The organism is Dendronalium phyllosphericum CENA369, from assembly GCF_016056275.1.
GTDB classification, from domain to species: domain Bacteria; phylum Cyanobacteriota; class Cyanobacteriia; order Cyanobacteriales; family Nostocaceae; genus Dendronalium; species Dendronalium phyllosphericum.
This window is the reverse complement of record NZ_JAECZA010000092.1, coordinates 1-21,645: the sequence shown is the minus strand read 5'-3', so window position 1 is coordinate 21,645 and position 21,645 is coordinate 1. Positions and strand designations below refer to the sequence as shown.

The 21,645-nt window shown below is 42.3% G+C and carries 17 protein-coding genes; 11 read left to right on the top strand and 6 right to left on the bottom strand.

Annotated features, from left to right (window positions below):
- Nucleotides 1–190: 190 nt before the first annotated feature.
- From I8752_RS18395 to I8752_RS18375, 6 genes are all read right to left on the bottom strand, one after another.
- Nucleotides 191–763, bottom strand: a complete 573-nt coding sequence (locus I8752_RS18395; protein ID WP_214433753.1) for a PEP-CTERM sorting domain-containing protein — start codon at nt 761–763, stop codon at nt 191–193.
- A gap of 185 nt (nt 764–948) precedes the next feature.
- Entirely contained in the window at nt 949–2,919 is a 1,971-nt protein-coding gene (locus tag I8752_RS18390; protein ID WP_214433752.1) for a hypothetical protein, read from the bottom strand.
- A 1,047-nt stretch (nt 2,920–3,966) separates the two neighbouring features.
- Complete coding sequence (locus tag I8752_RS18385) at nt 3,967–7,230, bottom strand: DNA primase family protein (protein WP_214433751.1); 3,264 nt, start codon at nt 7,228–7,230, stop codon at nt 3,967–3,969.
- Complete coding sequence (locus tag I8752_RS38095; RefSeq protein WP_263985483.1) at nt 7,230–7,364, bottom strand: hypothetical protein; 135 nt, start codon at nt 7,362–7,364, stop codon at nt 7,230–7,232. Before I8752_RS38095 ends, I8752_RS18385 begins: the two co-directional genes overlap by 1 nt.
- A 276-nt stretch (nt 7,365–7,640) precedes the next feature.
- Nucleotides 7,641–8,375 (bottom strand): hypothetical protein, encoded by a 735-nt coding sequence (locus I8752_RS18380; RefSeq protein WP_214433750.1) that lies wholly within the window; start codon nt 8,373–8,375, stop codon nt 7,641–7,643.
- Between the two features lie 229 nt (nt 8,376–8,604).
- A complete protein-coding gene (locus I8752_RS18375) occupies nt 8,605–8,778 on the bottom strand; it encodes a plasmid partition protein ParG (protein ID WP_214433749.1) in 174 nt (57 codons plus the stop codon).
- Nucleotides 8,779–9,057: 279 nt separating this feature from the next.
- Between I8752_RS18375 and I8752_RS18370 the strand changes: the two genes are divergently transcribed.
- The 11 genes from I8752_RS18370 to I8752_RS37420 form a co-directional block, all read left to right on the top strand.
- Nucleotides 9,058–10,173 (top strand): ParM/StbA family protein, encoded by a 1,116-nt coding sequence (locus I8752_RS18370; RefSeq protein ID WP_214433748.1) that lies wholly within the window; start codon nt 9,058–9,060, stop codon nt 10,171–10,173.
- A gap of 4 nt (nt 10,174–10,177) precedes the next feature.
- Nucleotides 10,178–10,441, top strand: coding sequence for a hypothetical protein (locus I8752_RS18365; protein WP_318780863.1), 264 nt, complete (start codon nt 10,178–10,180; stop codon nt 10,439–10,441).
- Nucleotides 10,438–10,704, top strand: a complete 267-nt coding sequence (locus I8752_RS18360) for a hypothetical protein (protein WP_214433747.1) — start codon at nt 10,438–10,440, stop codon at nt 10,702–10,704. Before I8752_RS18365 ends, I8752_RS18360 begins: the two co-directional genes overlap by 4 nt.
- Nucleotides 10,705–10,712: 8 nt before the next feature.
- Complete coding sequence (locus I8752_RS18355; RefSeq protein ID WP_214433746.1) at nt 10,713–10,910, top strand: hypothetical protein; 198 nt, start codon at nt 10,713–10,715, stop codon at nt 10,908–10,910.
- Nucleotides 10,911–10,998: 88 nt separating this feature from the next.
- Nucleotides 10,999–11,442 (top strand): hypothetical protein, encoded by a 444-nt coding sequence (locus tag I8752_RS18350; protein WP_214433745.1) that lies wholly within the window; start codon nt 10,999–11,001, stop codon nt 11,440–11,442.
- 11 nt (nt 11,443–11,453) lie between these two features.
- Nucleotides 11,454–12,170: a hypothetical protein gene (locus I8752_RS18345; RefSeq protein WP_214433744.1), complete on the top strand. Its 717-nt coding sequence runs from the start codon at nt 11,454–11,456 to the stop codon at nt 12,168–12,170.
- Nucleotides 12,171–12,195: 25 nt separating this feature from the next.
- Nucleotides 12,196–12,744: a hypothetical protein gene (locus I8752_RS18340; RefSeq protein ID WP_214433743.1), complete on the top strand. Its 549-nt coding sequence runs from the start codon at nt 12,196–12,198 to the stop codon at nt 12,742–12,744.
- Nucleotides 12,741–14,600, top strand: a complete 1,860-nt coding sequence (locus tag I8752_RS18335; RefSeq protein WP_214433742.1) for an ATP-binding protein — start codon at nt 12,741–12,743, stop codon at nt 14,598–14,600. The genes I8752_RS18340 and I8752_RS18335 overlap by 4 nt, the downstream gene beginning before the upstream one ends.
- Before the next feature lie 443 nt (nt 14,601–15,043).
- A complete protein-coding gene (locus I8752_RS18330; protein WP_214433741.1) occupies nt 15,044–17,185 on the top strand; it encodes a pentapeptide repeat-containing protein in 2,142 nt (713 codons plus the stop codon).
- A gap of 81 nt (nt 17,186–17,266) precedes the next feature.
- Nucleotides 17,267–20,863 (top strand): ATP-binding protein, encoded by a 3,597-nt coding sequence (locus tag I8752_RS18325; RefSeq protein WP_214433740.1) that lies wholly within the window; start codon nt 17,267–17,269, stop codon nt 20,861–20,863.
- 453 nt (nt 20,864–21,316) lie between these two features.
- A partial coding sequence (locus I8752_RS37420) for a four helix bundle protein (protein ID WP_225895738.1) occupies nt 21,317–21,645 on the top strand: 329 nt, incomplete at its 3' end.

Sequence of the window (21,645 nt, the reverse complement as noted above, 5' to 3'; positions counted from 1 at the left end):
CTGGGGAAGCTGGGGAAGAAAAATAAATTAAGTGGATCTAGTATAGTTTTAGTAGCAAAATTTACTAAATCTTTCTCTTTTCTCCCCCAGCTACCCCAGCTACCCCCGCTTCCCCTGCTCATTTCACGACGATCTCACTTTTTCGCGTTGCTCCCGGTGGTGTTTGCCTCTGCCATAAATCTAAATGCTTTTATGAGGCTTTCTTTCGGGAAGCTACTGCTTGCTTTCGTTTCCTCCACCAGCCAAAACCAAGAGCAATTAATGAGCCACCTACTGTATGAGGTTCGGGAACAGGACGTGGATTGATACTAAAGTTGCCGTAATCCACATCACTTGAAAGCTCTGAATAACCTTCACTAAAACTACTGTAGAATACATTAACGTTCCCCTGACCGTCTTCCCCGCTACCGGAAACCAGGTAAGAAAAACCGTTCTTGGTTAACAATGGCTCACTCGGATTCAACAGATTATCGTTGACACCGTAAGTGCCCGGTGAGAGCAACCCGATTATTGTCTGTGCAATTCCTTGATCTATCCTTGTCCCACTTATACCTGTGATTGTGTAATTGTTGTTTATGGGGTCTAAATCAGTTGTAGTAAGAGTGCCGCTAGCTGAAATAGCTGTACCATTTGCTTCGTAACTGGGAAAAGAATACTGAAAATCAAATAACTGTGCAGCTTGCGCTGTAGAATACGCACCGACAGCAGTCAAGCCGACAACAGCACTAGCGCAAGCAATGCCAAGCTTTTTGACTAATTCCATCAGATAATTCTCCAAAAAAATAAAGTAAAAATTCTGGTAAGAGTCAGAATATTCTTTCTTCTGGCTCCCAAATCCCTATTTCCAAACTAAAAGTAATATCTTTGAGAGCAACTGTGTATTACTTTTGCTCGAAGTTAGCGTCGGATGAAAGTTAGATTTACTCTTTGTATCAGCCTCAGTTTCAATTAGAAGCTCCCAGGAACGTCATCAAGTGCTAGTAAGAAATTAATCAGGTCTGTTTGCTGGTTTGGATTAAACCCAGCCTGCCTATCTACATAGAAGTCATGACCTGTGCCATCAAGGTTACTACGCACTAAACTAGGGTTAGCTTTGTTGGCTTTCACAACTAAAGCACGAAGTTCACGATCGACTAAGGCACGCAAGCTGCTAGCAGCATCGGCGGGTATACCAAGGCTTAGAGTGCCAGTTAGCCCTAACCCGCTCAAGTCAAAAACCGTAAAGCTACCATTTGAGTCAACTTTCAGACTTCCTGCCCGTACAGCTGCACCACCATCATGCAAATATGGCGCACTTAAATAAAGACCACGCAAGGAAGTAGTTTTGTAACCACCTTTTGGCAATATACCTTTGGGTAGAGTTGTGGGAGTGTCGGAGATCCCCTGTGTTGGTACATCCAACACTTCAGCACCAGCAGGTATGGGAACGGGAGTGTTGAAAGTGTATAACTTGGGTGGCACTAACAATTTATTCAGCTCCAGCCTCGACTGAGCGCGGGCTGGATTAGTACCAATTTCATTGAGTGAATGAATTTTGTTGTCAGTGAAGAAGGGTGGAATATGGCAAGTTGCACAATTAGCTTTCTCAAATACCTTTGCTCCACGCTTAACAGAATTGCTGTTCAACGCTTGCCAGTTTTCCGAAGTCTGGTTGGCAGGTGGTACTAAGCTATTTTGAAAAGCAGACATAGCGTTTTCAGCAAAGAGGAAAGTCCCACTGGCAATATCTCCAGGCTTTCCAGTATTTGGACTGAAAACTAAACCGTTGTAAGTAAATAAACTGGGACGCAGGTTTGGATAAGTTCCTGTGCCAGGAGCGGGAATTTGGTCTTCTAATTCTGCTTGTGTAGGATTCGGTGCGATTACCCCCCGCAGCCATTCAGAGGGTTTTACTATCACTCCTTCTGGTAAACGTAGATTGGGAACGGCAGCATTTTGAAGAAATGTGCCAATATAAACTTCTGGATCAATACCAAGAGTCTCTGCACTGAGTTGAGCAGCTGCCAATAGATTGATTTCTGAAGAATGAACACCGTTGCTGACAGCGCTGAGTCCCGCAAATGGCCCCACTGCAAACTGTCCATCAAGGAAATAAGGTTGATTCTTAAATGTGAAAATACTGGGTATTTGAGTAGTATTGTTGATACTATCTGAAGAACTTTCAAAATTCCCAAAAGGTACATCCAATACTGCATCGTCAAAAGCTTTTTCAAACTTTTCGGGATCGGGTAATTCTACTTTATTACCTTTACTATCTAGAATAATTTTCCCATTGCCTTGGTATTGTGGGTTTAAGGGATTAAACTTTAAACGCGAAAACGCCGCAGAAGAATTTGGTGCCAAAGCAACTAGCAAGGGTGTGGCAATTTCGCCATTAGGTACTCCCAAAAGACGTTCACCCTTATTTGAAAGGGATACATGGCAAGCAGCACAGCTAATATCAATCTTAGGTGTGATTCCCAGCCCAATCGGAAAAGTTCCTCCCTTTTCCATTTTTAAGCCTGTATTGACAACAGTTCCTCTGGGGAAAGTTCGACTACCTAATGCTATATCCTTCTGAAGAATAATTTGTAAGTTCGTTGTTGGCTGACCTTGTAACTTAACTATTGCTGTCTGTAATTCTGGTAAAATTCTAGCAATGCCAAGTCCAAAACCAAATACCCCTTGCAAACCGAATATATCTCCAATCTTACGGTTGAAAAATATATTTTCACCTTGCGCTATTAATTCCTTAGTAATTTTTACTGCCCCAATCCGTTGATAGGAAGTTGAGTCATTAGGATCTAGTCCTTTTTCTGTCACTACTTGCGCTGCTTCTTGAGGGTTAAGTAGTTGACCAAAATAGTCGTAATAGCCTAGCACTTGAGTCGGTGCAGGTTGCAAAAGATCGATTTTTGCGAAGGCTGTCTGGCTTGTCACCAACCAATTTGATAACAAGATGCCAAAAACACTAATGATAAAAACGCAGATTAATAAGTAAATTTTGGTTTTGGAAGTATAAAATACCCTAACGACATCAGTCTTAGGGTTGTTTTTTTTTGTTTCATAGTGAGCAATATACTAAAAGCTTACAAGTAGATATATCACACTATTACGTAAATATATGTAAACTAAAAACATCAAGTAATAATGATGAAATTACTTCTGTTCTGGGGCGCGCATTGAGTTTATCCAAATATTGCTCTAAGGAAATTAGCGGTTTTTCCGCCTACTGTAAGGCACATTCAGGAATGCCCCGTGAGTAATGGTCGATTCCCTAAAACAATCATTTACGGGCAAGTTTGATGAAGTGACAAGAGTAAAAAGTCGATTCTACGGACATGAAGGCGAAAAGCTTATATATCATTTTTGGGCAAGTTAGTAAATCAGAAAAGTACTTTCTGCAATTCTTCTTTACAACGTGTCCTATTTTGCACTTACTTCGTCATGCCCCCAAGTCGCGCTGCACGAAAGAGCCAATACGTGTAATGTCTACTGTATAAGCCGCGACCGCGCAACAGCGATACGCAGCATTGGCTCTTGAAAGGCTCTCTCTGCCTGGATTTGATATCGCAATTAAGAAATTACCAACACCACATTTCTTAAAACTGTCAACGAGCAGCATGGTTGATTTCAGTAGCTTTTCAGTAATGCTACTAAAGCAAGAAAAACATCTATGCACAAAAGCTTGCTCGATTATCACCGTATATAGTACATTTGTTCTATATGACTGGTTCTGATTTCCCCACAGATATTGTGGGGTTTTTGTTGTCATTTGGCAAGTTAGCCCTCCCTTTTAGCCAAAACTCTGTATTTTCATAAATTATCTTTTCCATGTTCGTACTTGCTGGTTTTTAGTTGCTCTGCCAACTTTGGGTCAGAGGGCTTAACTCCCAGCTATTGGTAAACTTTTGCGTGTTAAATCAGCGACTCAGCATTACAACAGCAACAGGCGATCGCACTGCAAAAGAATTTCTGACGCTGATATCAGGTATCGAATTGTGGCTTGAGTTGCTTAACTATCTTGCGTTCATAAGAAGTCAACCGTTTCCAAACAGCAGATTTAAATTCAACAGTCCATTCTTCTGTAAGTCCAGCAATCATGTCCCAGGACTGATCGGCAATGCACTCTCTAATCAGTTCCACATTGGCCATAAGTCTCTCCTCACTCAACAATTCCTGGGTGGAACCAGAGGTGGAAGATTTTGGCAATTCATGCGGTTGAGTATTGGCCCTGTGCTGCGACGCTTTATCATCCGACTCTGGACAAGCTTGTGCTATTTCGCTGTATGAATTGCCTGCTGGAGTTGTCAATAAGCTCTCTGGCATAGCAATAAGCTCTCCTGGCACAGCAGTTTCCACACCACCCGAATCGTCTGTAGTGCTTGGTGGCACGTCATCGCACACCGACCACACCAATGGAGCGCCCTCTACTTCATTATCAGAATCAACTGGAGTTTCAATATCTGGCTTTGATTCCACATCAGAATCATTTTCCCGATCGCCCCAATCAACACTGGTGTGAATATCTGATTTTGGCTCCTCATTTAGATCGACATTTAGTTGATTAAAATCATTTTTTTCATTGAACCCCTCATAACTGGTGTGGGTGGTGTGGAAGTCTTGATTTATAAGGCTTTGTTGGTGTGGATTTGGTGTGGAATTTGGTGTGGGATTATCCCTTATTGCTATGGCTGTGCCAGTTATTGACATTGGCACATCATGAAAACTAATTCCTTGCAGTGCTTGTAACTTTCGCTTGCCCGATGGATGGGGGACGGTGACTAATTTGGCTTTAGGGAATAATGCTTTAATTCTGGGTAGGGCTTGGTTAATTGCCTTGACTGTTTTATCGCTGGGCTTAGATTGTTCCTGCCAAATCGCTTTCACCTTGCCATTGCTAGATTCCTCAAATGACAAAGTACCGTTATCGATGTACCAATTTTCTAGGCGTTGCCAGATATCAAATGCAGTGACGATGCCCTTCGGGTTATAAGCTAGCCCTGTATCCTTACAGAATTGGAATAGGTGCGAGTTTTCTGCTTGAATCTCCTCCAAGGCTTGCTGAGTGCAGCTGTAGTCAATGCCCTCAACGATTAATGCCTGAAGTCCAGCAATCATCTTATTTAAAAATGCCGGGGCGACACACTCGCGTACAAAATCCAAGTCATAAGCGAACCGGGGGTCAGCTAGTAACTCATCGGGGTTGTTGGGGTCAGGATTGGTCTTAAATGTTTTGCGGAACAGCAGGGCAACAATGCGGTCGAGAGTGGCTTGAATTGTGCCGTGTAATGGCGGGGTTTCATTCAAGTTGAAAATGCCGATGGCTCTGGGGTCAAATTCGATGTGGTCTTTGCCCTTGCGCTCGGAGTGTAAGACGTTACCAGTAGCAAATAACTTCAGCGATTGAATTTTATCGACTCGTGTGGTCTGTGGGTTCTCTGATGCCCAATTCACCCGGCTGTTAACCAGGGGAGCTAATGCAAATTTCCGCCCTTCATCATAAGCAACAAAGTCAGCTAAGGAGCAGCTGGTCATGCCTTGATGACCGTAGATGATAGATACTACCTGCCGAATGGAATCCTTACCATTTGCACCCAAACCACAAGCCAGTATTACCTTTGTTTCTCGTCCGCGACGCTTGCGAACTTCTTTTAGATCAAGACTTGCCCCCAGGTTTCTTAATAAAATTTGTTTTTGTGGCTCATCTAAACATGACAGCAGGCGATCGCAGTGGCTTGAGTTAGCTTTGGGGTCATACTTCACCAATGGCTCATAAGTATAGAAGTGTTTGTCTGGGTCGTGTTTTTCTAATACAGGCCTTGGTATTGAGCCTGACCAGTCAAGAGATAACACGCCATTGGTACAGTTGACTCCTGGCGGGTTGAGTAATTGCGGGTCAATTTCCACTCGCAGCTTCACCCACTCCAGCAACTCTTTAACCTTGCTTGGTTTGGCGTAGGGGTAGGTGATAACATATTTGTCACCGTTTTTCTTGATAACCGGATATGAATTGCAATAATTGGTGATGCGCCGCCGCTCGACGGAATCAGGTGAGTATCGGTAGCCTTTGCCATGCCAGTAGTACAGCTTGCCATCGGCACAGAGCCATTTGCTTTCGCCGTAAAGGGTGTTAAAACCCTTTTGCAGGAATGTGCTGTCTGGCTCCGAGTCATCCAAGTCAGCAACATCTACTGTGTCTTCTTGGTCAGCTTGTTGCTGAGTTGTGGTAATTTCTTCAATCTGCTTAAGTAGCAGTTCTGCTAATTCATCGCCTGTCATGCCCGACTCAAAAATATCTGCTATGTCTCCTTTATCTTGCAGAGCGGGTTGAATTTTTAGCAAGTCGATGGTAACAAAATTTACATCGGCTTGGTCGCAAATTGCTTTGAGTTTCTGGGCTTTCTTCCAACCAGTTTCATCATTATCAGTGCAGTAAGCCAGTAGAAAATCCTTACCTGTACTGTGCTTGATTTGGGTTAAAGAATGGAGGATGTCAGCGTCAGAACTGCTGCCCACCCAAGTAATGCTGGCTAAGTTTTCTAATCGGCTGGCTTCGACGCATTTTTCACCTTCATGGGACAGCAGTACGGGGATGCCGTCTGTGGCTTGGATAATGGCGATCGCCTCTTCTTGTCTGTAAGCAGGCCAATAACCTTCTTTCTTCCATGCAACCTTATTAGTTGTGGGGTCAATTCGGCTGACTGAAAATGTTTTGACTCTGCCTTTAGCAACGGCAGCACAAGGACAAGAAAATCTGTGAGCCTTTCGTCCATTGCCATAGTCGTATTCAATCACCTGAATTTGTTTTAATTCGGTCGGTGTGGCTCCCGAATCCGATAGCCTGATGGCGACAGACTTAGGAACGAAATCAGGTGAAAAGGGCTGTGGCGTGGTGATTTCACCTGAGAGTTTGCATATTCTTAACTGTGATGGATCGAGATTTAAAACCTTGGGTGGTGCTGCTGGTTTTTTCGCTAATATTGGGCGAAGTCCCAATTGTTGCGTGTAAGTACCAAGTTTTCTCTCTTCTAGTACTTCACTCCAGGGTTTGATTGCTTCTCTAATATCCTGGCATTGGCAGTTATTAAAACACTGGTATTTCCCATTACTGGGGTTGATGCCTAAGTTATGTCCACTGCAAACTGGGCAGATGTATTTATTCTTCTCCTTAGTCGGTTCTAACTGGTCTACAAAATTGCGAATATCAAAGGAGGCGTAAGCTGTTTCATGGGGGAATTGTGCAACCATTACGCGATACCTCCCTTAACACTATTTAATTTTTGACCACTGCTTAATAGATAAATTGGCGATTGAAATGGTTGAGCCAGTGTGTAATATGGCTTGCCGTTAGTGGCTGAGTCCTGAAATAGCTGTTGTGACACTTTACAAATCCTCCAGTATGTGTAGTGGAGGAATTGGAGCTATCCTGTGGCAGTAATCTTTTAGTACAAACGTTCAAAAATCTAATCTTTTAAAATTCCTGAATCGCTGTTGACATCTGGTGAGCCAGTGTTACATTGGCTTTACACCAAATCATGTACGATAAAATTACTATTAGGGATATTAATCAGGTTCCCCACCCGATACCCCAATTCCAACTGAATAGAAATCTGAAAACCTCGGTATCCCAACGGGACACGGGGTTTTCACCTTTTAGCCTATTTGTACTTGGCTAACCAAGCCTTGACAAACTCGATTACTTCCTCCTGTTGAATAACAAACGCAGTCCCTTTTCGTCTGAGAGCCAGAATTCTCATGCTTCCTACCTCCGAATAAAGATGGTCATTGTGAGTAATAGCCGCCTTTGTTGGAGGCCATAAAACTAAAACTTTTGCTGTGGGAGTCTTCTGAGCTTCCCTTGAGGACATTCCAAACAAGTCTCTGTTCTTGTTGAGCCACTTCTCATAATCTGCCAACTCAACTAGTGGGCAGGGTTTCCAGATTTTGAGTGCATTCTTGTCTTTACGTTTGACCTGCAAAACCTCTCTGGTTTCGTTGTAGACAATCTCTCTGTCTCCTTTTGAGCGAATGGAAATAAATAGGTGAGTTTTTCGTGGAAATCTCACAAACAAGTCGATAGGGTTGTTGTCCTCTACCTTAACCACCGGAAAGACTTGTATCCCCTCGCTTTTAAACTCATCCAAAAGTAGGGCTGTTAATTTTTCCAACCGCGCAAATTTTTGAGTTGCTACCAACGGCTTGTAAGCCAATCCAAAAAGTAACCAACCCAACGGATGAACTATGCCGCCTGTACCAAGTGCAGCACCACTAGCCGCTAGAGCAACAGTGGACTCATAGTCTTTCGCCTCCCTAAGCATCTCTAACGCCGCTTCGTTGTGCGGCGGTAGTTGAAAATCGCTAGGTGGGTCTTTCACGGTAGTCATTGGAGACATCAAAAATTAATTATGTGAAATTAGCACACTGTACTGATACTAATGCTTGACACTGGATTTTGAGCAAATAGCCATTATTAGACTCTTTATCCAAAATCATTGACAGCTTTGAACTGTTCCCAGGAGCGATCGCCTTTTGCTGTCAACATGCAGATAATTGCAGTGATCAGTATTTGAGGCGCTGTTTCCGCTCATCTGGGTAATCTTCAAAAATATAAATTAAGCATCTTTATTTTTTTGGCTGGGGTGGAGATTGTTCATTTTGGGCTAGGTACTCCTCAATAAACTCTACTAAAACTTCATTCATACTTTTCTTGTGTAATGCACAAGCAGATTTAAACCGCGCCCTCACATCTTCGCTCAGGTAAATTGAAACTCTTACTGGTTTTTCCTCTTCAGTCAAGTGTTAAAACTCCATATCACTTTAACTCTAGATTGACACCTTTAGAGGTAATTCGCTAGAGAGATAAAATGTTATAGAGATATAACTACTTGTTGGTTTAACTCTATAGTGTTATTCTATCACTAACAAGCAAGCCAAAAACAGTCACCCAACAAAGGCAATAGAAGCCAGAAAGTGACTTTGAGGCTTGCCAAAAACTGGATGTGTGGATTTAAGGCGATTCAGTCCCTAAATTCTTCAAAGCCAGAATAAATAAGACTTTTACCAATTATCAGAACCATGACAACCACATACGCCAATGCCGCAAATTGGCTAGTTCAAGCAGATAAGCTTGCCAATTCCGGGCTAACTACCGTCAACGGCGGTAAAGACCCTGGTGCTGGGTATGGCAAGGCAATTTATGGTGATTTTTGTATCATGATGCCTGCCGCATACTCACTAGTTCGCAACCGCAACATTCGCCATCACGAAACCATATCGAAGGATGGCTGTTGGGTGCATTACGTCGAAGGCAAGCGTTTGGACTTAAAAGACACGCAATTCTTCTGGGGCAGTGCAGCGATCGCTCAATCAGATCACACCCTACTGCACGAGGACAAATCTAAAAAAGCAGAACTGGCATTAGAAAGCATTCTTGCAGACTTGGCAGTTCTGAATATTCCTAATGGCATGAAATTAGAAATCAGCTTGAGTAACCACAACCCACAACGCTGGGCGGAAGAAATTAAACGCAGAGTGCAAGGTACTCACACCTTCCAGCACAAGCACCCCGTAACCCGTGAGATTGTCACCAAAACAGTTTCCATCGTAGTTACAGGCATTTATCCAGAAGGGTTTGGCAGCATCGCCTATTGCTTATTTGGTGAACCAACCCTAACCCTTGAAGAATCAGAGATTGCTATTGCTCTTGATATCGGTTCATCCACTTGGTTAGGCACTGTTTTTAATGGCAATGGTGCAGTTATAGACCAGCATTTGATTGAGGGTGGATGTGGCAAACTACATTCGATGGTTGCAGAAGCTCTCGACAAACGAAACGACCCAATAAGCTTGATTACTAAGGACGTAAAACACTCACCCACATTAGTTAATCGAGGGATTTTAGAAGGTACTTTTACATACGGAGGTAATCACCTTACAGGCAAGAATTTTGAGCAAGAGTATAGCCAATGTCTAGACTCATGGTGGTCAACCAGAATTGAGAAATTCGCTAATTTTGTTACGAGTGGTAACTACCTGGACAGAGCGAAATACCTTGTCGCTTGGGGTGGTGGTGTTGCTTTACCAGTAGTGGATCAAAATCTTGCTGACTTGGGATTTGTGGTTTTAGAAAATCCCCAATTCATCAATGCTTTTGGCTTAAAGCTATTAACAGAAATATCCACAGGAGTATAAACAAGTGTCTGATATAACGTCCTACGAATCTCGGCGTATAACCATTTCTTACTTAGCGGTTTATGAATTGTGCCAGATGTTCAATATTCCCAGTAATGCCCCAACTCAAGCCCTTAGTGCAGCAGTAGAAAAGTTGATTTTTCAAGGTGGTATTGGTGTACAGACCCCTCCAAAAACTCAGAATTCTCCATCAACACCAACAGCAATTCAACCGAATAAAACCGGACTAGCTTCTATGGCTTCTCAGTTTAAGGGAGTGGCTTCATGAACAACTTAAATAGAGTCTACGACTCAACCCTACTAACCAATTCCAAGGTTTATCAAATAGATAGAACGCTGTACCAATACCTATACAAAACAGGCACAATCCAGCATCCAAAGTATCACTTTCGACCTCTGGCTGGACAACGAAAGAAGGCTGATTTATTGCTCAATCACAAGGCTTTGACTACTCGCTGTTACGAAGTGTCAGGTATGAGTACGAATGCTTCAGTTATCAGCCAAGAATCACTGCAATTATCGATTTTCTGAGGTCAACTATGAACACTCAACCACTGCCAGATTTGATAAATCAAGCCCAACAATTACTAACCCAAATTCGGCAGCATCCACAATATCAAAGGTTGCAATTTGATTGTGATGTAACGCTCGGTGATGTCAGTCAATTTTTCAATACTCTGCAATGGGAGGCAGCAGCTTCAACTGTGGATGTAGAGAGAGAAGGATTTTTTCAGTGATGGGAGAGCGATCGCAAAAAGCCGGCAAGCACAGCGATCGCCCACTGAGTAATGCATCAAGTACATCACACAATTTGGATCTTACAGCATGACACTTGACTACAAAAATCCCAACGATTGGGGCAAATCACCCCTGACCGATTCCGCCCTTAGACTACAGCAAATCAAAACCGAAAATCCTGAACAGTGGGCGGCAATGATTGAGGCGGATATTGAGGCACTTTCCACACCGTTATTCGAGAGTGAAGATTACCCACCTTTCACCGGGACGGAATTTCTAGCAACTCATGAAACCATTGATGACCATCCATACTCTGCGGCATTTGGTCAATTCTTGGGTAATGGGATTGACGCGGATATTGCAAATATATTGGCATTTGGTGAAAACAGATTTGATTTAATTTCTGAAGATTTTGACGACCCCGTAAGGCAATTAGCAACGAGAATTTATAGCCGATTTGAAGACATGGGGTATTGGGATGAATTGCCCCAAGAGTCGAGTGATATCGACTACGATTTAATACCTTATTAGGAGGGTTAACGATGGATTTTGCAATACGTAATCCCGTAATCGGGCATAGTTCGCACATTGACGAGAAAGCGCAATTATGGGGAGGATTTGAGTCTGATATTTTAGGCTATCTCTCCGATATAAATAAGCTCGAACAGTTTGCGGATTACGCCAATAATGCCCAAGAGTTGAGTGATAGATTAGAGCCATTTTTGGACAACGCCAAGGTCGTCTTTGAGGCGATGGAGAAGTTAACAAAAGGGCAAGTAACTTGGACTGAACTTCGTAAACAATACGGTTCTCATGTAGCGGGTGCAATTGGTAAAATCCGTAAACTTAACGCTGAATTTGACAGCGAGATGAGTAAAATAGATGCCCAAGATAGAGCCGACTTGCTGCGAATTGACCAAAAGCGCAAACACGCATTAACCGAAGTTGCAGCCCAATTACATCAAGATTTACAAGCTGAACTTTGGCGGCATGAAAACAAGATTAGCGGCATAGAAAATAGGCAGATTGTACAAGCCGAAAGGCAGGCAATTACTACGGGATTGAGAGAGAAACGACAACAACTTTTAGCCCGTGCGCGGTATGGTTCACGGGCGCTGGAACCAAACCAAACACCCCAGGAAGTCATACCAGTTACTAACCAAAATCATGCACCAGCGTCTAGTGTTTCTGCAACAGGAACAGTTCGCGGTTGGGGTGCAATGTTGGGTAACTTGTGGAACAAATTGGGCGATAGATAAGTAATTATTTGAAAGGATTTGGCTGATGCTAGTAAGGAAACGAAATGAAGATCCTCATAGCGTCAGCCCTTTTTCATTTGAAGGGCTGGCACAGAAATCACAACAAGAACATCAGCATCAACAACCCGAACAGTTACCACCACTGCCAGAAAATAACAGAGGTAGAACATTTAGACGCGCTGGTAATGCCTGTGAAATTGTCGCTGGCAGTTGTTTAAATTCGGCAGTGATTTTCACCTTTCATTTATTGCAAGTTCACCCAGTTGGAATGTTTCTTGCAGTGGGTACTGCACACCTGTATTTTACTGCCACTGCAACAGGTGAAGGGTTTAATAATTTTGTCACTAATTTAATGACTGGTTGCAGTGCATCGTTAGCGTTATTGTGTGCGCTCAATGAACCAATTAGTGAGTGGAATGAATCGAGAACTTCTACTAGTACAGTTAAGACTTCTATTGAGTCGGTTTATAAGCCAAAAACTGCTGAATCTTCAAGTTGGATGGATGGTGCAGGAGTGGGCATATTTATAGCGATATTAATGTTTTTTCTATTTGGTGGTAGGAGAGGTAAATGAATTATTTAAGCGAGAAACATAAACAGTTATCCGAGTCGCAACAATCGGGCTTAATGTTGTGGTTTGGTCGCCTACCGATGGATAAGAAAGCTGTTGCCATTGGGTTGAGTCTGACTGTGGGTATTGGATCAGCTGCAATGGCTTGGAAAGGGGAGTCAAGCGACCGCATTTATTTCTGCGTTCGGACTCCCCAGAAAAAATTGGTATGTCAGGATCAGAATAACAGACCATTTCGCATGACCCCATTTTATTGGCAACAGTGGCAGTTAGAAGGAATGCCGCGCCAAGTAGTGAGAGATCCAGCGATGGGGGTAAACGGGCTGGTGAAGGCGACGAACCCATACAAGCCTTTTTGGGCGTTTGGGGGATTCCTGGGGTTTGCGCTAGCTGGGTGGATGCTCCGCCATTGCCAGGATGAGGAGAAACAGAGGGCAGTTTTTGAAGACATTGCCCTTCATCGGGATGCTGCAAAAGCAGAGATGGCTGCACGTTCCGAGTTGTTAGACAGTTACAGAGATGTTGCTATCAAGGAAGTAGAGTTGCAGGCTGACTTAGATTTAATCGCCAATGACCGCACTGTTGACATCCAAAAAGCAGAGATTTACGCCCACACTGAAATTGAAGTTACCCAGATGGAGGCATCTGACGCTATTTTTGAAGCGCAAACGGCTGGGATGACCGAGCAACAGAAGGCAGATTACATTAAGCAACTGCGTCTTATGAAAACGCCTTATCTACAAGGGAGTCAGACTTTACAAGGGACGATTGACCCTAACGATAAGGTTACTGGGGGAGAACAGCCGGCGATGCCTTCGGCGGCAAGCTACGCTCCCACTGACAAATATCGCTGGATTAACAACACCATCGGCTACCCCACTTTAATATTTGGTGGCATGGGTGCGGGTAAGTCGTGGACTACTAGAGAAATTATTTGGAAGAAGGTACAAGCCGGATGGAACATCGTAGCGCTTGACCCGCACGGCACACAGGTCGAGTGGCGAGGTGTGCGGCTGATTACCGGCTACAAAGAAATAGCCCTCTTTATGCAATGGTACATGGATGAAATGCGCCAGCGCTATGAAGATTACCGCAAGAGCGGATTAACAGAGGAGCAATGGACGGAGAACCTAAGAGCGTCGGGCAAGATGCTATCAGTTATCTGTGAAGAATTTACGACATGGACGGATAACATCGTTGAGCCAATGCCGGATGATTGTGAGGATGAAAAATGGAAGCCCGACCCTGATTTTATTGGTAAATGGTTTCGCTGTGCCATGACTGAATCTCGCAAACAATTAATGATTCCTTTGTTCGTAGCTCACGACCGCACAATGGAGATTCTAGCCAAAGCCAAAGGGTTATCAAAACTTCGGGATGCTGCACTGTTAGAAGTAGAACTCATTGCAACTATTGACCCAATTACGACAGAGGCAAAAGCTAGCGGTCAGGGCAGGATTAAATTACCTGGGCATGGGCAATGGATTGATATTGAACTACCCAAGTTAGACCAGAAGCGGATTGATTTTCGGCTTGATAAACCTTTTCCCAGTGATGAACCACCAACCATCGATAAAGCCACTTTAGAGCGGATTTATGAACTGGAATTCAATCTTGGTAACAAAGCAAATGACACCCAAGATGAACCTAAGAAACTGTCACCTCAGGCGCAAAAACTGTATGAATATCTCACCAGAACTGAACGAATTGAAGCTGATGTAAGAGAGTTCAAGGGCAACTTTAAAGTGGCTGGTGAAAGATTCACTGTTGAGCAAATAAAGGGCTGGATGTACGAGATTGTGGGAGCAGGATTGGCGGACTGGATAGGCGAGGGTGTTATCAGGCTTAATCAAATTTGACTGCCCTTTGTGTCTGGTGTCTAGCCCCAAAAACGCCCTTTTTTCGCGGACACTGGACACCGTACACCACAGACACTAAAGCTCAAAACCCTTGTATAGCATAGACACCAGCAGACACTACCCCAGACACCACCCAGACACCAAGTGTCTTAAACGTGTCCGCTAGACACCAATAATAAATAACCGAATAAACAGCCATTTATTATTAGAGGATTAATAAAATCATGCTGAGGATAGTAATTGTTGAACCAGAAACATTCACACTCTTAGGCATCAAAGGCGCATAAAAAGAGGCGCGATGCTCGGTTATATTGACTATAACTTGATTGTGAATGAATGATGTATTGGTAAGGAGAGCGAAAGAATTATTTAAAGCGTTGTAATTACGGAATTTGTTGTAGTATATCTGTATCCAAAAAGAAATTTGTATACAGCACCCAACCATGCCCCAGGACTACTCCGGTCAAAATCTTCGTGGGCGCTCGTTTAAGGGACAAAACCTTGAGGGTGCAAATTTTAGTGGTGCAGATATTCGCAGTACAGATTTTACAGGGGCGAATCTTCAACGGGCAAACTTTAGCCATGCTACTGCTGGACTGCAAAGGCGTTGGGCTATTTTTTTAGTTTGTGTTTCATGGTTGCTGTCTGGAGTTTTAGGGTTTTTCTCAGTTTTCACTGGAACGTTAATAGCTAGTATATTTGATAGTTCAATTCCCGAAAATCAAGTTGCAGGCTGCACCGCCTTAATAGTAGTAATTGTTGTTTTTATAGTTATCCTTCGCCAAGGATTCAACTCAGCCATCGCCATCACTGGAGCCATCGCCGGAGTCATCGCCATCGCCATCACCATCGCCACCGCCATTGCCGGAGTTATCGTCGTCACCATTGCCATCACCGGAGCCAGAACCACCGCCATCGCCATCGCCATCGCCATCACCATTGCCATTGCTGGTATCATTGTCATCGCCATTGCCATTGCTGGTATCATTGCCATCACTATCGCCGAAGCCATCACCATCGCCATCACCATTGCCATTGCTGGTATTATTGCCATCGCCATCGCCATCACCATTGCCATTGCTATCGCCATTGCCGGAGGCATCACCATCGCTGGAGCTATCACTAGAGCCGGAGCCATTGTCGAAGTGGGAGGCATCGCCATTGTCGGAGCCAGAGCCGGAGCCATCGTCATCGCCATCGCCATCGCCGGAGCTACCGCCTTATTTAGTGGTTACATTGCTTGGAGAGCAATGAAGGGAGATGAAAAATACTCTTTGATTCAGAACATCGCTGTTGCTTTTGCAGCCTTTGGCGGTACAAGTTTTCGCAACGCCGATTTAACTGATGCTAATTTCACGACTGCCACATTTAAAAGTACAGATTTTAGAAAAGCTATTCTGACTCATACCTGTTTCAACAAAACTAAAAAACTTGACCGTGTTCGCCCTGGTACAACTTACTTGCAAAACGCACAAATTCGTCAAGTGCTAGTGGCTTTTCAGGGACAAGAAAAAAACTTTGACCGTGAAGACTTGCGAGGAGTAAATTTTCAAGGATCGAATTTGGTAGATGCAAGTTTTATTGGCGCGGATCTGAGTAAAGCGAATTTAAAAGATGCAGATTTATCCAGAGCAAAATTAGTACAGGCACAACTTAACGGAACCGATTTTACAGGAGCTACTCTCACAGGGGCATACATTCAAGATTGGGGCATTACCACTGATACAAAGTTTGATGGGGTGCGGTGTGAATACGTTTACATGCGACTGCCCACTAAAGAAAACCCCGATCCACTTCGCAAACCAGATAACAATAAAGAAGTGTTTGCAGATGGGGAGTTTGGTGATTTTATTCAACCAATTTTCGATACTCTTGACCTTTACCATAACCAAGGTGTTGACCCCCGTGCTATTGCAACCGCATTTAAAGAACTAGCAGAAAACAACCCAAATGCAGAATTGGAAATAGTTGCAATAGAGAGACGGGGTGAAGATAAAGTATTACTCCGTGCTCAAACCGCAGCAACAGCTAATAAATCTGAATTGAGCAAAGAATATTTCATAAACTACAATCAACTCAAAGCATTAGCAGAAAAAGATTTCAAAACATTAATAGCAGACAAAGAAATTCAAATCCGTAGGTTAGAAAATATGATAACTACGGCGCTAGAACGTCCTAGCTTTTATGCCCAAACTTATAATAATCAAGGAGATACAACTGTGACTGGCGATCGCAATATCAACACAGGTGGCGGCAACTATAACGAGCGCATTGAACGCGATTATATCCAAGGCAATTACTATGCTGCCGGACAGCCCCAAAGTCTTGCTGAAGCTGCTGCCGAGATACAGCAATTACTAAAACAATTAGAGCAGACTTATCCTACTACTACTACATCGCAAAAAATGGTAGTAGCGGCAGAAGCTATAAACCGCATTGAAAGCAACCCGACCTTGAAAAGACGAGTGATAAATGCTGTCAAAGAAGGTGGTTTAGCTGCTTTTGAAAAAGCTATTGATAACCCAGCAGGTGCTTTTATTGTTAACGCTATCAAAGGCTGGCAGGAAGTAGACGCAGAAGATTAAGGGAATTGAATTAACATACTTCTAAGTGCAGAGTTAGCCAACCTGCAAGCTATAGGTTGAAAAATTAGCTTAGGCAAGAATATGGAAGAGCCGAACCCGCCTGAAAACCGCAATATGAATACTGGAGGAGGTAATTATAACGAACGGATTGAAGGCGATTATATTGAAAATCAACATATCCATCTGCATCAACAAAGTAAGCAGGTTGCAATAACAGCAGAAGACTTTTTTCGTCCCTTATTAAATGCCAAAAATCTGTTTAATCACACTTGGTCGCTTGTTGGCAGAACTAAGTCGGTTGAAGAACTACATAAATTTGTCGAATCAGAACAGCAACGAGTTGCTATCTTAACCGGACGTGGTGGTATTGGTAAAACAAAACTTCTCCACACATTTGCACAGCAGTTTGATGAACATCATCAGCAATTTACCCTGCGCTTTTTGATGCAGGGAGTGCCAATTGCTATCGAAAATCTAGAGGAATTGCCGAAAGAACCATGTGTAATTGTTGTAGATGATGCACACCAACGTGATGATTTATTAGTATTACTAGCTTTTGTAAGACAAAACTCTCACAGATTTAAGCTAGTTTTTTCATCTCGACCTCAAGCTATTGACTTCCTTCACTCACGTTTAACACGAGCAGAATTTGATCCTCGTGAGATTTGGGAATTTGAAATTCTCAAAGAATTGAGTCGAGATGAAGTGAAAGAATTGGCAATTCAAGTACTTAGCAATGAGTATGCCCATTATGCTGAAAGGCTAACAATAATCACAAGGGATTGTCCGCTAATTACTGTGATTGGTGGAAAGCTACTAGCAGAAAAGAAAGTAGATCCACTACTACTTGAACGGGATGAAGAATTTCGGAATTGGATACTAAAAAGGTTTCAGGATGAGTTAGTCGGAAAAGTTAGCGAGCAAGTCGAACCTAAACTCTGCCGCGAACTATTACAGCTGATTGCTGCTACAGCACCAATTCGATTAACTAACGAGGAATTTAAGCAGGTAGTTGTTAATTCTATTAATATAGACAAACATACATTAGTTAGTACTTTAGGCATTCTGGAAACAGCAGGTATTTTGCTCCGTAGGGGAGATACTCTACGTATTACTCCTGATATCCTTTCTGACTATATCTTGCATGAAGCTTGCCTAACAAAGCAGGGAGATTTAACGGGCTACGCACAGCAGGTTTTTAATAATTTTATGCAAATTTGCCCAGAGCAAGTTCTTAGAAATCTTGCTGAATTGGACTGGCGTATCTACCATACAAATGGTGAGCAAACAAATTTACTTGCAGAAATTTGGCGGAATATTAAAGAAGAATTTCAAAGGGCATCAAATTTTGATAGATGCCAAATGTTGAATATCCTCAAAGAAGTCGCTTATTATCAACCAAGGCAAATGCTGGAGCTAGTAGAGTTTGCAATACGTAATCCTGCTACAACAGCAGATGATGATAAAATACCTCAAATTTACTACTTCACTCATACTGACGTACAAATAAAACTGCCAGAGCTATTAGAACTAATAGGCTACACTTTGGACTATTTACCTCGCTGTTGTGATTTGCTATGGGAATTAGCAAAAAATGATAAGCGAGAACTCAATCCTTACCCTGAACATCCTATACGTATTTTAACTAAATTAGCTAAGTATGACATTTATAAGTTTTTAGAGGTCAATCGAATAGTTCTAGATTCAGTTGCTAGATGGTTAAAGAAATCAAATGTACATAATTACATTTACTCTCCTCTAGATGTTCTCGAACCACTATTAGATAAAAATTCTCATTCAACTCGTAGCGAGGGGTTAACTCTTGTATCTTCCACATTTGCAGTAAGTAGAGAAGAAACGGAGCCTATTCGTAAAAAAGCTATTAGCCTTATTCAACAGTGTGCAATTTCAGAGCAGGTGAAAGTGTCTCGGAGAGCATTAGATAGTTTAAGAAAGGCTCTCGAAGAACCACATGAAATGGTTGGGCTAAAAGTTTCTGATGAACAGCGTGAGGAGTGGATTCCTGAGCAGTTACAAATATTGGAATTTCTCAGTCAGCAAGTTCAGAAAATAACAGAACCACTCATCCATCTTAAAGTAATAGAAATACTGGAATGGCACATACATTTAAGTTATTCAGCCGAAGTTAGACAAAAGGCTTTGAAAATTATTAACTTAATACCAGATACTTACGAATTTCGGCTAATTGGTGTATTAACAGCCTGTGGTACTCTTGATTGGTTCATTAACAACAGAGGCACAAAAGACCTTTTTTCTCAAGATAACTGGCAAGAGAAAGAGAAACGTATCCAAGACATATTATCTGCTGTTGTGAGAGAGTTCTTGGAAAGACATTCAAATGCGAATGAAGGGGTACGCATTATTAACGAAAAATTAAGTTTTTTTCAAGAATCAGGTATTGAAATTAATCGGAAGTTACAAGATTTTATGGGTACTTACCGATTAGAATTTTTACAAACTATAGGAACAAATGCAGAGCCAGATTATGTTATTCAATTTTGCGAAGCCATTATTAGAGAGCCAAACTCAAACCTTGCACTACAACTGTCATTATTACTGTCGAGAGTCAGACAATTCGATATTCATCGTGCTATTAAAATTGCTCAAATTGCTATAGATACTGAGTCATCTAGTCTTTGTATTTCGATTGCAGAAGGATGTCGTACTTGGTTAAATAACTTACAATCTGAAGATGTCGAATTAATTAAAAGGCTACTTGCTCACAAAGATATACAAGTTAGAGGATGTACTATCAATTCCTTATCCATTATGAGGAATGTACAGCCAAAATTTGTCACTGCTATGGTTCTCAACACAGATATAAATGATAGCACGGAGCTTGCCAACCAATTATGTGGAATATTTCACCCTACTATGGGTCTTTCAATAGATACTTTATCGGATACAGAATTAAAAATTATATTGCAAAAGCTTGAACCTATTTTGAACATTAGTAGCTATACTATTGGTAAATTTTTAGCTTGTGCATTGCATCGCTCACCACGTTTAGTAATTCAGTTTTTGCTCAACAGAATTGAAAAAGCTCAGTCTAGCGAAAGTAAGAATTATCAAGCGATTCCATTTTCTGGATTGAAATCTCATCTCAATAGTATCGAGAAAAGTAGCGAATATGAGGATATTTTAAGAGAAATTCGGAACCAAGCACTAAAAGTTTTTCAAAAATATAATTGTTGGTTGAATAACCATAACCACTATATATCAAAACTATTTGAGGAAGTCTCATTAGGATTTAACGCCACAAGTATTAAAGTGCTTCAAGAGTGGATTAATTCTGAAGATTGTGAAAAAATTCAGACGGTTAGTAGTTTCTTGAATCATGCTCCTCAATCTTTTGTATTAACTCATGTAGATTTTACTGCTAATTTACTTGAGCAAGCCTACAGTCTGGGAGATGATTGCTATAAAACAGTAAATTCTCATTTATACAGCAGATACCCTTCTGCTTCTGATGTACGTGTTGTTCGTACTCCAGAAGAGCCAATGCCAGAGGATGTTGCTTTACAAAATCAGGCTTTGGCTATTGCAAAACAGTTTCCTACAGGCTCCCCTCCACACAAATTTTATAGTTCTTTGGCTGAATCTGCTAAGGCTTCTATAAAGTTTTGGCAAAAGCAATGGGAGGAAGAACTAGGTTAACTCAATTTCACTTAAACGGCGGAAGCTGGAGCAATATTGTTGATATCACTCACTTATAGCAACAATTTATTAACGGGGTGTAGAACCCAGTATAGACAGTTTTGATAGCAGTATTGCTATCAACTATTGTCATCCCTACCTCTAATCAACACACCCTGTCACACCCTAACCCCAAAAATGGATAGTGGTGTTCGTTACTGTCCACGCCCTATTCGTTTACCGTCAGATCACGTACTTAAAAGTCTACCCTGACACTTTCATCGCCGAAAATTTCTCTTTATTGCCCTCTCCGAATGTCAATCATCTGACAAATACTTGCCAAACCCCTCTCACAGGAGCGTGACAACATAGTGCGACAATATCTGTTTTCACACCACTGAGAGCAATAAATACCGCCGAAACGGCTAAGATGGAAAGCAGGGGGAGCAGGGGAGGCAGGGGAAGCAGGGGGAGATGAACAAAGACGCGATTAAAGACCATAAGGATTTAGAAGTCTACAAGATGGCTTTTGACACAGCCATGAAGATTTTTGAAGCATCCAAAAAATTTCTAGTAGAAGAACGATACTCGCTCACTGAACTAAAGCAGGGGAGGCAGGGGGAGCGAGGGAAGCAGGGGAGGAAGAATAATCGGTTTGTGTTGGAAGCTCCCCCCTCTTCAACAATTGGTTTCAACCCCCTAAATTTATTGATGGAGAAAAAGAAATCAATTTCCTTGTTCAAGCAAGCGGATTTATCTGTGGGGTTTGCTCCCCCTGCCCCTCTTCTTCCCCTGCTCCTGTC